Raw genomic sequence first — 12,944 nt, 5'->3', positions numbered from 1 at the left:
GTTAGAATTTAGAAATAATTTAACATGATTTATCCGGGCTGTATAGAGGGATTTCGGCTATTGGTATTGAAATTGATAGCTCCCGAGGCTATGATGACTACAAATCACAATGAAGGCAGCAGTATAACACGCATCTGAAAGGGGAAAAGTCATTATGAATATTGCTCTTATTCAGTCTTATATAGAATTGGGTGATCCCGCAGGTAACCGGAAACGGATCTTTGATCTGATGGAAAAAGCGGTGGGCGCTAACCCGAAACCTGATATTATCGTTCTTCCGGAAATGTGGAATACGGGTTATGCTCTTGATCGGATTCATGAGCTTGCCGATCAGGACGGCCGTGAAACGAAGGATAGTCTGAGCGCTTTTGCCCGTGAACATCAGGTTCAGATTGTCGGCGGTTCAGTTGCTGAAAAAATCGGTGAACGTATTTATAACACGATGTACATATTCAACCGGCAAGGGAACCAAGTTGCGAGTTACTCCAAAATGCATCTGTTCCGTCTGATGGATGAAGAGAAGCATCTCCATGCAGGGGATCAAGCCGTAACGTTTGAGCTGGAAGAGGGACTTAAAGCGGGAGCTTCCATTTGTTATGATATCCGTTTTCCAGAGCTTGCCCGAGGTCTTGCTTTGGCTGGTGCCAAGGTGCTGTTCGTCCCAGCGGAGTGGCCGCACCCACGTTTAAATCATTGGAGAACCCTTTTGACGGCCAGAGCTATTGAAAACCAGATGTATGTGGTCGCGTGCAATCGTGTAGGCGTAAGTGGAGATACGTCCTTTTTCGGTCATTCGATGATCATCGATCCTTGGGGAGAGATTGTTGCCGAAGGAGGGGAGGAAGAAGCTATTATTACTGGAAACCTGGATAGCTCACTTACAGACAACGTACGGCAGCGGATTCCTGTCTTTGAAGATCGGAGACCTAATTTGTACATATATAAATGATATAATTTCGGTTTCATCTCCTGATGAGCGGGTATACTACTGGTAATCCCTTAAAGGAGGTTGATATGATGGCAAATAAGAACGGAAACGACATCAATAATCAAGAAGATTTGAAAGAGCAAAAAGATCAGTTTCGTAATTTTGTAGAGGGTGTTACGGGTGAGAACAACAGGTTTGATGCTGTGAATCAGGATACATCCTATAATTCGGATCAGCAGAATCGGTTGATCGATCAGCATAATTTACGTAAATAATAGGTGTACGAAAAAGAGGCTGCTCCGCATGGGATGTGCGGGGTCAGCCTCTTTACTATGTTTAAGCATGGTTATTATCGGCTCACGTTACAGTTTGTCTTTTATTCCTTCAGATGCAAGCACATCCATAACCTCTTTGAAGGTTTGGATGAAGGCTTCAGCGGCTTTGGACAAATAACGTCCGTTGCGGTAGGCAACAACCAAAGTACGGCTCGGAACCGGCTCCGCAAGGGGCAAAAACACAGGAATAAACTCGCTTCGCTTTGCCCGCGCGATAAAGTGCGGAACGAGAGTAACACCCATGCCTGTTGCTACAAGAGATTGGATCGTCTCGATGTTGCTACTCTCAAAAACGACGTTTGGCTCAAAACCGGCTTCCCGGCACAGGTCGAAGGTAAGCTTACGAAATCCCTGACCTTTTTTCAGAACGATAAATGCCTCATCTCTCAGTTCCTGTAGGGAAATCGGTTCAGCGGGATGGTTTTGTGCACGAAGTGCGAGGTGGTGCTGTGGAGGCACAGCCAAATCGATCCTCTCCTCACCTAAGGGAACCCAGGAAAGAGATGGTTCGACAAGCGGAAGGGACAACAGACTGAGATCGGCTTTACCGCTGGCCGTTAACTTCTCCAAATTTAAAGAGGAATCTTCCATTAATGTAATCTCAATATCAGGATATGATTCTTTAAATGCCGGAAGCACCCTGGGCAGCAAGTGAGAACCAGTAATCGGCATACTGCCAACAACGACTTTACCTTTACGGAGCTGTGAAATATCGGACATCTCCTGACGGAGTTGCTCAACGGCATCCATTATTTTTTGTGCGTGCTCCACAAAGCTTGCACCTGCATGGGTAAGCTCGACCGTGCTTGTATTGCGCTGAAACAGCAGGACACCGAGCTCCTTTTCCAGCTTGGATAATTGCTGGCTGAGTGAAGGCTGGGCAATGTGCAGCTTCTCGGCGGCCCTTGAAAAGTTTTTATCGGCGGCGATCTGTAAAGTATATTGTAGCTGTCTTAATTCCATTCGTATCACTCCGTTTATAGGCGTTACCTATTATTGTTACTATATTATATAGGTTATCTCCCTTTTTTGAAAGATTAAGCACTTATAGTTGATACCTATTGCTTTTATAGATTTTATATCTTGGAACAATGAAGCGGGAGATGATATAGTACTATCAATCGAAAGGGAAGGTAATATCTTTCTTTTCACTTTGACCGAATGAATTAATGGGGTGATTATGATGAGTAAAAAGACGATGTTCGAAAAAATTTGGGATAACCACGTCATTCATCAGGAAGAGGGTAAGCCCGGTATATTGTATATCGACCTGCATTTGGTTCACGAAGTGACCTCGCCGCAGGCTTTTGAAGGGCTTCGTCTTAGTGGACGCAAGGTGCGTCGTCCTGAGTTGACGTTTGCGACGATGGACCATAACGTTCCGACGAAAGACCGTTACAACATTACTGATCCAATCTCCAAACAGCAGATTGATACACTGACACAGAATTGCCGTGATTTTGGTGTGACGCTGTATGATCTGGATACGATTGATCAAGGTGTAGTTCACGTAATGGGTCCTGAACTCGGCTTGACGCATCCTGGTAAAACGATTGTGTGCGGTGATAGCCATACCTCTACACACGGCGCGTTTGGCGCTCTCGCATTCGGTATTGGTACCAGTGAGGTTGAGCACGTCATGGCTACACAATGTTTGCAGCAGGCCAAGGCGAAGACGATGGAAGTTCGCTTTGTAGGTAAGCGCAATCCTGGTGTCACGGCGAAAGACATGATTCTTGGTGTTATTGCTAAGTATGGTACAGATTTCGCTACAGGATATGTAATTGAGTATACAGGTGAAGCAATCCGTGAATTAACGATGGAAGAACGTATGACGGTATGTAACATGTCCATCGAGGGCGGTGCTCGAGCGGGTATGATCGCACCGGACGAGACGACTTTTGATTATCTCCGTGGACGTCAGCATGTGCCGCAGGGAGAGGACTTTGACAGCAGAGTGGAAGCATGGAAAGATCTTGTAACTGACGAAGGCGCTCAGTTTGATACCGTTTTGGAATTTGATGTGGAATCTTTGATTCCGCAGGTAACTTGGGGAACGAGCCCGGGAATGGGCACAAACATTTCGTCTTCTGTACCAAATCCTGCTGATTTTGCAACAGAAAATGAACGTAAAGCTGCTGAAAAAGCACTTGAATATATGGCTCTCGTACCTGGAACGCCTATTTCAGAAATTCCAATCGACTACGTCTTTATTGGCTCTTGCACAAACGGACGTATTGAAGATCTTCGGGCAGCAGCGGCTGTAGCGAAAGGACATAAGGTGTCTGAGAAAGTAACGGCAATTGTGGTTCCTGGCTCCGGACGCGTTAAGATCCAGGCTGAGGAGGAAGGTTTGGATAAAATCTTTGTCGAAGCGGGATTTGAATGGCGAGAAGCAGGCTGCAGTATGTGTCTTGCGATGAACCCGGATGTGCTAAAACCTGGACAGCGCTGCGCATCTACGTCCAACCGTAACTTTGAAGGTCGTCAGGGACGAGGAGGCAGAACTCACCTCGTATCGCCTGCCATGGCTGCTGCGGCAGCAGTTAAAGGCCGGTTTGTCGATGTGCGTGACTGGAATTTTGTCAGCGAGGAAGCTGCAATCTAAGAAGGGACGGGGAGAAACCTATGCAAGCATTTACTAAATTAACCGGTATCGTTGGACCTGTGGATCGGGTAAACGTTGACACGGATGCAATTATTCCAAAGCAGTTTCTTAAGCGTATTGAACGGACAGGATTCGGACAGTTTCTGTTTTATGAATGGCGTTTTGATGAAGAGGGAGCTGTCATTGACAGCTTCCCATTAAATCAGCCGCGTTATCAGGGGTCTTCCGTACTGATCTCCAGAGCTAATTTTGGCTGCGGATCTTCGCGTGAACATGCTCCTTGGGCAATTATGGATTACGGATTTCGGGTCGTTATTGCACCGTCGTTCGCTGATATTTTCTATAATAACTGTTTCAAAAACGGTATTCTGCCAATCAAACTTTCTGAAGAGCAGGTGGAAGACCTGTTCCAGCGCACCACTGCCAAGGAAGGCTACCAGTTAACCGTGGATCTGGAGAACAAGAGCATTACTGATGAGCAAGGTCTGCGCATTGATTTCGATCTCGATGAGCATCGCCGTCAGTTTCTGCTTCAAGGATTGGATGATATTGGTCTGACGCTTCAGCATGAAAGCAAAATAGATGCTTACGAGAAGAAACATGGGGATCGTTTGTTCGCCTAATCTATCAATTCTTTCAACAAAAGATTACAAGATTATTAAACTTCCATTTCCGGTGTAGGAAATGGAAGTTTTTTCTGTTATTATGGATGTAATATACAGCTTCTAGATTGGGCGGATTTATTACAATGTCGGTATATGTCCGAAAACAGCCTGCAGCGGAACGCTGAATTGCATTAGCGAAAACATAGGATAATAGAGGTGGATTCATGAAGAAGTTAGGCTTTCTGATGTTTTTAGTTGTCTTCTTGCTAGCGTTCCCAAAGGTGGGGGATGCATCCTCGGGTAGTGCCAAGATATTTTTGGACGGGGAGCAGTTGAATTTGACGTCCGGTGTTAAGGTGGCCAATGTAAATAACAATATTTTAATACCGATTCGTGTGGTGTCTGAAAACTTAGGATTCAAGGTGGATTGGGAAAAATCAAGCCAATCCGTAACGGTACAAAACAGCAATACAACGGTAAAGATGGTCGTTGGAAGCAATACAGCAGAAATTGACGGATCGCAAGTGAGCATGAACATAACGCCAGTGTTGAATGGTCAGACCACGCTGGTGCCACTCCGTTTTGTGAGCAGCCAGATGGGAATGGACGTGAAATGGGACAACCAGATGAAGGCTGTATTCCTGTCTTCGAGTGAAAGTATGACCGATCCTGGGGAGGCGACACCATCCGAGCCGGATCCTGAGGTACCAGGTACACCGACCGATCCTAACGTTCCCTCCGTGCCAGGTACACCAGGGACTCTTGCTACGGTGGATGGGATCAGCTTCAGTGAGGACCGGTTGATGATCTCAACAAGCGCCTCCGTTACGCCAAGCGTATTTAAATTGAGCGGACCAGATCGTATTGTCGTTGATTTACCAAATACGGCATTTTCAGAATCCTTTGGATATGAACATACGCTAAACACCCAAAACAGTGGGGAACTGAATGTAACGGGATACCCGGAAGTGTCTCAGATCCGATATGCACTTTTTAGCGATTCTCCATCTACAGTACGGGTCGTTATTAATTTGACAACGGCTAAGAATTACACCGTTTCTACAGAAAATGCGGGCCTAATATTCGTTGATCTTAACGCGACAGATTCGGAACCGGCACCTCCAATCGGTTCAAGCGGTAAAAAAGTTGTAGTTATCGATGCAGGCCACGGCGGTGGTCAACCAGGTGCACTCAGTGTTACCGGGAAATATGAGAAGACGATGAATCTTTCGATTGCTAAGAAAGTAGAAGCGCTCCTCAAGAATGAGAAGAGCATTGATGTCGTTATGACTCGAAGTGATGATTCTACCATGAGCCTTAGCGACCGGACGAAGCTAGCAAACAACCTAAAATCCGATATTTTTGTATCGATCCACGGTAACAGCAATACTTCCAGCACTCCGAATGGAACAGAAACATATTATACACGGGAGACAAGCATTGAGCTTGCCAATATCATTCATAAACATCTCGTCAAAGCGACGGGGCTAAAAGACCGTAAAGTTAAACCAGGAAACCTTCATGTTACTAGAGAGACAAAAATGCCTGCTGTTCTGCTAGAAATCGGATTTTTGAGCAACAGTAGCGATGAATCACAATTGTTTAACGAAGATTTCCAAAATCGTGTTGCACAAGGTATCGTAGATGGTATTAAAGAATATCTTAAAGTACAATGATGGATACAAGATTTAAACTACAGAGGGGGACAATCAATGAACAGGAAGTATTTAGTCACAGGTCTGTTGGCACTTGTCCTGGCTGTTAGCACCGGATGCGGTCAGAAGCCAGCAGCGGCCCCTAGTGAGCCGAATACGCAATCGTCTGGGGAAGTTGAAGCTCCAGAGACGGTTAATAAAGAGGAACCACCTAACGAAAATAATGAGAATGAGCAGCCTACAGAAAGTACTGGTGGGACTCAAGGAGAGCCGGCTGAGAAGCAAAATACCGGAACTCAAGGAAGTCCGGCGGGTAATAAAGAAACTGCCTCTCAGGAGAAGAAGGCTACGATTGAGCTCTATTATACGGATCCGGAGCTATTGGATCTGATAAAAGCTTCTCGCGAAATTACGTATACTGATGAAGAGAATAAATATGTTAAAGCATTTGAAGGGCTACAAAATAGCGGAGATGATCAGCTGGTGCCATTATGGCGTGATTCAATCAAGTTGACATCTGTAAAGTTTGATCAGGGAGCTTTGACGCTGGACATCGTGAAGCCAGATGAGGCAAATCTGGGATCTGGCGGAGAATCGTATGCTATTGAAGCCTTAAGAAATACGTTCTTCCAGTTTGAAGAGGTGAAATCGATTCAGCTGTTGGTTGATGGAAAGAAAGTCGAAAGTCTTATGGGACATGTAGACCTGGAGAATCCTATGACTCGTAATTAATATTCTTGCATTAGGAATCATCAATAATTTCATGTTTATGAAAGACTAAACTCCTATTTCTTTTTAAGAAATGGGAGTTTTTTTGGTAAAAAGGGTATATTTTCGCAACTTTCAGAAACAGGGCGCGTCTATAGTTTGTCAGGTAATGTCGGACAAGCCGGGTTGCAGAAACGCCAATCTATGGCAAAACAATAGGATGGTAGGGGTGAAGGATGAAGAAGTTCGGTTTTTTATTGTTTCTGTTTGTCATCATGGTGGCTTTTCCTAAGGGGGCGGATGCTAGTTCATATAGCGCCAAGATCTATCTTGACGGTAATGAGTTGAGCTTGTCCTCAAACGTGAAAGTGGAAAATATCAGCGGGACGGTTATGGTACCGATCCGCGTGATTTCTGAGAACTTAGGTTACTCTGTAGGTTGGAATAAGTCGACTCAAACGGTTACCGTTAAAGAAGGCGGAAAAACGGTTGAGATGGTCATCGGCAACAAATATGCGATGATTAACGGTCAGCGTACAGAGATGACAAAGGCTCCGATTTTGCGTGGCGGCACGACGATTGTACCCATCCGTTTTGTCAGTGAACAGATGGGCTTGAACGTCAAATGGGATAATCAAAAGAAAGCAGTATATCTTATTACCCCGACAACTGGGGGCGGTGAAGATGATAAGTTATCCACCGTGAACGGTATCAGCTTTAGTGATAATCGTCTGATGGTAGCTGTATCGGGCAACGTGAAGCCTAAAGTCACGAAGTTGAGCAGTCCTGATCGGATTGTAATTGACGTTGAAAATGCGAAATTTTCCGAATCGTTCAGCAGCAACAACAGTATCAATGCTAACTTGAACGGAGAACTAATAGTTACCGGTTATCCAGACGTAAAGAAGGTCAGATATTCGCTGTACAACAGTAATCCTTCCACTGTACGGATTGTAATTGATCTTAATTATGCGAAAAATTATACGCTTCAGGGGACGGAGAGCGGTTCGAGCTTGTTCATTGTGGATCTTAATACTTCCACAGAACCTGGACCAGATCCAGGTACCGGAGGCAAAAAACTGGTAGTCATCGATGCTGGACACGGTGCTCATGACCCGGGAGCCATCGGTGTAACCCAAAAGAAAGAAAAAGACTTTACTCTGGCTCTTGCTTTGAAAGTAGGAAAGCTGCTGGAAAAAGAGCAGAACATCGATGTCGTATTGACACGAAGTAATGATACTTTCCTTGAATTGAAGGATCGGGTTAAAATCGCTAACGATTTGAAGGCGGATGCCTTTGTATCCATTCATGCGAACAGTGGGCCTTCTGCAGCAACAGGTACAGAGACTTATTACAGGAGAGAGGCTAGCAAATCGCTTGCTAATGTCTTACACAAACATATAATCGGAGCTACGGGGCTCAAGGACCGCGGTGTTAAAAACGGCAATTTCCATGTTATCCGTGAAACTAACATGCCGGCTGTCTTGCTCGAAGTTGGCTTTCTAAGCAACACAAATGATGAAAGCAAGCTGTTTAACACAACCTTTCAAAACGCGGTAGCTGAGTCTATAGTAGTCGGATTGAAGGAGTATTTGAAAGTTAAATAATGGATACAGATGATTTCAGGAGGTGGGCACATGAACAAGAAAATATGGTCCGTTGGATTGTTGGCGGCAGTTATGGTGCTTGGGGCTGGTTGCGGACAAAAGCCAGGAGCTGCTCCTGGTAACACATCGGAACAAAATACATCAGTAGCGCCCTCACCTGAGGGCGGCGATAATACGGAATCGACGAACGGAGCTGGCGGCAGCAGCCAAACGCCGGGAGAAACAACAGAAACGATTACGGTATATTATACCGATCCGGAGCTTCTGGAGCTGAAGGAAGGTTCTTCAAAAATCATGTTGAAGAAATCTAGCGAGAAGTATGAAGCCACATTTGAAGCGTTGAAAAAGAGCGACAGCGCTGAAATGGTTTCATTATGGGAAAAGGCTGAGCTGAACTCATCAACATTCGAGGACGGGAAATTGACACTTGATCTCCATATTCCGGATGAAGCCCGTTTAGGTTCTGGAGGAGAATTGTTCGCCGTTGACGCTCTCAAAAAAACTTATTTTCAATTTGAAGAAGTAAAATCGCTTCAACTGCTCGTTGACGGTAAACAGGTAGAGAGCCTGATGGGTCATGTAGAATTAGAAAATCCTGAAACTCGGTGATGACGGTTTGAAGGAGATCACGATCTGCTGTCGAATAAAGTAATGTTAAGGAAACAGCAGTTATGAGAGGGGAAACAAAATGGTATCTAGACAAAACAAACAATATCATTCCAAAAAAGTGGTCTCCGCCGTCATGGCCGGACTCATGGTAATGGGAGCAGGGGCTTCCACTGTTGCAGCGGAACAAGCGCCAGCAGTGGCAGTGGGTGTTAATGCTTCCACAACCAATGTCTTTAGTGACGTGAAATCAGGTTATTGGGGAGAAAAGTATATTTATCAATTGGCGGCACAGGGAATTGTTAGAGGAGAGAACGGCAAATTCCGTCCGAACGATCCTGTGACCCAGCAGGAAGCTGTTACGATGGCGATCCGTTTCTTAAATCAACAGGTGAATGACAGCACCGGCACGTCTACGGCATTACCGACAAATATGAACGTAAGCAGTTATGCAGTTCCGTACGTGAAATTGGCGCTTCAGCAAAACCTGCTCGACAAGAAAAAGGAATCCGGCTATTCGGACACCAAAGTTACCTGGGGTGCGAAAAAAGCGACCCGCGAATGGGTTCTGGAAGTATTGGTACGATCCATTGGACGAACGTCCGATGCGAATGCCGCGATGAACAAATCGACGGGTTTTGCGGATAACGCCAAAATTTCTCCAGATCGGATTGGCTATGTCAGTGTAGCCGTTGATCTCGGTCTGGCACAAGGCGTAAGCGGTAATAAATTTGACCCCCAGGGTGCGGTAACCCGTGCTCAGTTGGCAACTTTTTTAAGCCGTGCGCAAGCACACATCGATGTTAATTATGACAATCAATATGAAGGTTATGTTTCAGCTGTAGACAGCGGAAAGCTTGAAATTTATATTGATGGAAAGCCAAGCACGTTTACTCTTGACGGATCAACAGCCTATTTTGAAAAAGATTCGGCTAAAAGGTTGTCTGTCTCAGATATCAAACCGTACACCAAAGTTATGGTTATCGGTAAGAACAACAAAGCGGATTATGTAGAAATTATTGATCCAACACAGAAAGTAGAATCGGTTGAACGAATTTATGCCCGATTGTCACCAAACAACGTGATCTGGTTTGATTCCAACAACACGTTTGAAGAATTGTCATACGATGCCAATACGTTGTTCCTGGATCAGAATGGTAACAAAATCGATCCGAGTACGATGGCTTCCGGCAGTGTGGTGACTGTTGAGCGCGAAACCTTCAGTCCGCAAAAACGTGTTGTAGCGATTCGTGTGAAAAACGGTCTAGTCAATAAAACAGCTACAGGAACTATACAAGCTGTAGATACCGTTAACAAGACGATATCCATTAAAGACGGGTCCAATAACACTGTCGATACATTTAAGTGGGATGACGGAACTTTGGTTCAATATCAAAACCAATTGATGAGTCCTTCAGAGTTAAAAGCAGGTTCTGTTGTAACTTATACCGTAAAGAACAGCATTCTGCAGAAGTTGGAGTTAAGTCAAAGTGTTGACCATACGGTTGCAGGTATGCTTTATAACGTCGAGAGCAATGGCAAAACCATTACGTATAAACGAACTAACAGCACTCAGCTGGAAACGAAGTTTTTGGTTGAAAAGCCTGAGATTATGATCAATGGAGTTGCGAAGCCGACCCTTGATGATCTTATCGCGGATGCGACCTCAGGTGATAAAATCGAGCTTACGATCAATGGGGAAGATAAGGTTTCCAAAATTCAAGTGGTGGGACGTCAAACGGAGCGCATTAACGCTGCAACTATCGTTTCTTATGATACCAAAAAGCGTTGGTTGACGGTTAGTGATGATAAAAGTTTGCCAGTAGTTATTGTTTTGGATGAAAAAACCAAGTTTGATTCTTCTGCCGGAGTCACATTAGCCTCCATTGAAAGACTTTTGGAACCAGGACGCAAAGTTGATGTAAGTTATATCGGTAATCGTGCTATATCGCTGGAAGTGGTCTACAAATACGAAGGTAAAGTTATAGCGATTAACGCTGCAACCAGAATTCTGACGATTCAGACGGATGGTGGACAAAACATCAACATTCCTTATAGCATACCAAGAGTGGAGCTCTACGGAAAACCGGTTGCTTCCATGTCCGATATTAAAATCGGTGATGAGGTGTCTGCACAGCTAACCAATAGCCAGGATAGCTTGTCCAGCCTAAAGATGAAATCTTCACTCCAATTTGAGATCATATCCACTGAGCCGACTTTGAACCGAATAAGGGTCAAAAACGAAGGGATTACGAGCGAATTTTACGCAGATAAAGTAGTACTTACAGATGAGAACGGGCAAAGCATTCGTGTAAGTGATCTTCGTCCGGGAACACTGATCAATGTCAGCTTTGTCGGTACAACGCCAACAGCAGTTCAGACCGTTAAACTGACACTTGGTCAGATTATGAATGTGGATTCAGCAGGGAACAAACTGACTGTTAAGGAATTCAACAGTGCCAATCAGACGATTGATACAGCTGGTAAAGTGAAAATTAATCGCGGAGGCGTAACTTCGACGAATTTGAACAGTGTTACTGTCAATGATCGTGTAGAAATCCGTAAGGATGTTGACGGAACAACCATTGTAAAAGTTCTGGATACCACTAGCCGTTCTTTCTGGCGATATGAAAACGGTGATGTTTTTGTAAAACGTAAGAATACTACGGAAAATTATCGTTTCCCAGCGGCTTCGAATTTATATGTTCACGAGGGAGATCAGAACTTGTCCGTGCAATCCCTTAAAGAAAATGATAATATTGTACTGTATTTCAACAACGGAGCCGTTGTAGAGATCGTGAAACAATAGTTATCACTTTGGAAATACACGAGAAACACCGTCTTGATGCGGGGCTTTGTCGCATCAAGACTTTTTTTTGCGGGAGGGACCTGAAATGAACTCGGCTACGGTACGGCATATACTTGATACGATGGAAAACATGTTTCCGGATGCTCATTGCGAATTGCTTCATGAGAATGCATTCGAACTGACGATTGCTGTTTTGTTGTCGGCTCAGTGTTCGGATGCGACAGTTAACAAGGTGACGAAGGATCTGTTTCAAAAATATAAAACACCGCAGGATTATGTTTCGGTATCGATTGAGGAACTGGAACAAGATATCCGGCGGATTGGGTTATACCGTAACAAGGCGAAGCACATCCACAATCTGTGCCGGATATTGATTGAACAGTATGGTGGTGACGTGCCTGAAGCCCATGATGAGTTGGTGAAGCTTCCAGGTGTCGGACGAAAAACCGCGAATGTGGTCGTTTCAAACGCTTTTGGCGTACCTGCCATTGCAGTGGACACCCATGTAGAGCGCGTGTCTAAGCGTCTTGGCCTTGTCGGCTGGGATGACAGTGTACTTGAAGTGGAGAAGAAGCTGATGAAACGAATACCGCGTGAAGAGTGGACCTTAACTCATCACAGGCTTATTTTCTTCGGCAGGTATCACTGCAAAGCCCAAAATCCGCAATGCCAGGTATGTCCGCTTCTCGACGTATGTCGTGAAGGGAAGAAGCGTATGAAAACGTCCAAGGTCAGGAAGAATAAGGAACAGACCGCAACGAGCAAGAAATAGACAAGAAGAAAGAGGATGGGATCAAACATGAAATGCATCTCGGTGTACACGGATAACTTTGAATTGTTTTCCGATATTTTTGAGCAAGTGGTAGAGAGCCAACTGGAAGAAAACGAAGAAAAAGAAGTGGAAGGCGTAACATTCAGCAACTCGGGAGAAGCTCCAGAGCATTATTTGGAACGGATGTCCCAGAAACCTGAGGTTGTTGTTATGCGTGATAAATCAAGAGGTTTGACCATCCTGCAGCATGGCAATGTCTTTGAAATTCTGATTCCGGGAGCAGAGAGCGCAGCCTTGTAATAAACCATACG

12 protein-coding genes are annotated in these 12,944 nt (G+C 44.8%); 11 read left to right on the top strand and 1 reads right to left on the bottom strand.

What is annotated here, in order from left to right:
* Positions 1–154: 154 nt before the first annotated feature.
* A complete protein-coding gene (locus B9N86_RS17740; protein WP_208914477.1) occupies positions 155–949 on the top strand; it encodes a carbon-nitrogen family hydrolase in 795 nt (264 codons plus the stop codon).
* Between the two features lie 65 nt (positions 950–1,014).
* Positions 1,015–1,203: a hypothetical protein gene (locus tag B9N86_RS17735; protein WP_244562748.1), complete on the top strand. Its 189-nt coding sequence runs from the start codon at positions 1,015–1,017 to the stop codon at positions 1,201–1,203.
* Between the two features lie 87 nt (positions 1,204–1,290).
* On the opposite strand, the gene B9N86_RS17730 is transcribed toward B9N86_RS17735, so the two are convergent.
* A complete protein-coding gene (locus B9N86_RS17730; RefSeq protein WP_208914476.1) occupies positions 1,291–2,226 on the bottom strand; it encodes a LysR family transcriptional regulator in 936 nt (311 codons plus the stop codon).
* Positions 2,227–2,446: 220 nt separating this feature from the next.
* Here B9N86_RS17730 and leuC point away from each other — a divergent pair, with 220 nt between their 5' ends.
* The 9 genes from leuC to B9N86_RS17685 all read left to right on the top strand — a co-directional run bounded on the left by leuC (position 2,447) and on the right by B9N86_RS17685 (position 12,933).
* Positions 2,447–3,871, top strand: a complete 1,425-nt coding sequence (gene leuC / locus B9N86_RS17725) for a 3-isopropylmalate dehydratase large subunit (protein ID WP_208920475.1) — start codon at positions 2,447–2,449, stop codon at positions 3,869–3,871.
* Between the two features lie 20 nt (positions 3,872–3,891).
* Positions 3,892–4,494 carry a 3-isopropylmalate dehydratase small subunit gene (gene leuD, locus B9N86_RS17720; RefSeq protein ID WP_208914475.1) on the top strand — a complete coding sequence of 201 codons (603 nt, stop codon included), beginning with the start codon at positions 3,892–3,894 and terminating at the stop codon, positions 4,492–4,494.
* Between the two features lie 206 nt (positions 4,495–4,700).
* A complete protein-coding gene (locus B9N86_RS17715; protein ID WP_208914474.1) occupies positions 4,701–6,152 on the top strand; it encodes an N-acetylmuramoyl-L-alanine amidase family protein in 1,452 nt (483 codons plus the stop codon).
* A gap of 36 nt (positions 6,153–6,188) precedes the next feature.
* A complete protein-coding gene (locus B9N86_RS17710; protein WP_208914473.1) occupies positions 6,189–6,863 on the top strand; it encodes a GerMN domain-containing protein in 675 nt (224 codons plus the stop codon).
* Positions 6,864–7,075: 212 nt separating this feature from the next.
* A complete protein-coding gene (locus B9N86_RS17705; protein WP_208914472.1) occupies positions 7,076–8,446 on the top strand; it encodes an N-acetylmuramoyl-L-alanine amidase family protein in 1,371 nt (456 codons plus the stop codon).
* Positions 8,447–8,476: 30 nt separating this feature from the next.
* Positions 8,477–9,055 (top strand): GerMN domain-containing protein, encoded by a 579-nt coding sequence (locus B9N86_RS17700; protein WP_208914471.1) that lies wholly within the window; start codon positions 8,477–8,479, stop codon positions 9,053–9,055.
* Positions 9,056–9,134: 79 nt separating this feature from the next.
* Entirely contained in the window at positions 9,135–11,861 is a 2,727-nt protein-coding gene (locus B9N86_RS17695; RefSeq protein ID WP_208914470.1) for an S-layer homology domain-containing protein, read from the top strand.
* 85 nt (positions 11,862–11,946) lie between these two features.
* Positions 11,947–12,633, top strand: a complete 687-nt coding sequence (gene nth / locus B9N86_RS17690) for an endonuclease III (protein ID WP_208914469.1) — start codon at positions 11,947–11,949, stop codon at positions 12,631–12,633.
* A 27-nt stretch (positions 12,634–12,660) separates the two neighbouring features.
* Positions 12,661–12,933, top strand: a complete 273-nt coding sequence (locus B9N86_RS17685; protein ID WP_208914468.1) for an NAD/NADP transhydrogenase alpha subunit — start codon at positions 12,661–12,663, stop codon at positions 12,931–12,933.
* The last annotated feature ends 11 nt before the right edge of the window (positions 12,934–12,944 follow it).

The sequence above is a fragment of the Paenibacillus uliginis N3/975 genome (genome assembly GCF_900177425.1).
Classification (GTDB): domain Bacteria; phylum Bacillota; class Bacilli; order Paenibacillales; family Paenibacillaceae; genus Paenibacillus_AQ; species Paenibacillus_AQ uliginis.
The sequence above is the reverse complement of the archived record's forward strand: the minus strand, read 5'-3'. Positions and strand labels throughout refer to the sequence as shown.

Bases quoted from the DNA above. Each gene is read 5' to 3' on its own strand.
- B9N86_RS17740 (WP_208914477.1), top strand. From the start codon at position 155: ATGAATATTGCTCTTATTCAGTCTTATATAGAATTGGGTGATCCCGCA.
- B9N86_RS17735 (WP_244562748.1), top strand. From the start codon at position 1,015: ATGATGGCAAATAAGAACGGAAACGACATCAATAATCAAGAAGATTTG.
- B9N86_RS17730 (WP_208914476.1), bottom strand. From the start codon at position 2,226: ATGGAATTAAGACAGCTACAATATACTTTACAGATCGCCGCCGATAAA.
- leuC (WP_208920475.1), top strand. From the start codon at position 2,447: ATGAGTAAAAAGACGATGTTCGAAAAAATTTGGGATAACCACGTCATT.
- leuD (WP_208914475.1), top strand. From the start codon at position 3,892: ATGCAAGCATTTACTAAATTAACCGGTATCGTTGGACCTGTGGATCGG.
- B9N86_RS17715 (WP_208914474.1), top strand. From the start codon at position 4,701: ATGAAGAAGTTAGGCTTTCTGATGTTTTTAGTTGTCTTCTTGCTAGCG.
- B9N86_RS17710 (WP_208914473.1), top strand. From the start codon at position 6,189: ATGAACAGGAAGTATTTAGTCACAGGTCTGTTGGCACTTGTCCTGGCT.
- B9N86_RS17705 (WP_208914472.1), top strand. From the start codon at position 7,076: ATGAAGAAGTTCGGTTTTTTATTGTTTCTGTTTGTCATCATGGTGGCT.
- B9N86_RS17700 (WP_208914471.1), top strand. From the start codon at position 8,477: ATGAACAAGAAAATATGGTCCGTTGGATTGTTGGCGGCAGTTATGGTG.
- B9N86_RS17695 (WP_208914470.1), top strand. From the start codon at position 9,135: ATGGTATCTAGACAAAACAAACAATATCATTCCAAAAAAGTGGTCTCC.
- nth (WP_208914469.1), top strand. From the start codon at position 11,947: ATGAACTCGGCTACGGTACGGCATATACTTGATACGATGGAAAACATG.
- B9N86_RS17685 (WP_208914468.1), top strand. From the start codon at position 12,661: ATGAAATGCATCTCGGTGTACACGGATAACTTTGAATTGTTTTCCGAT.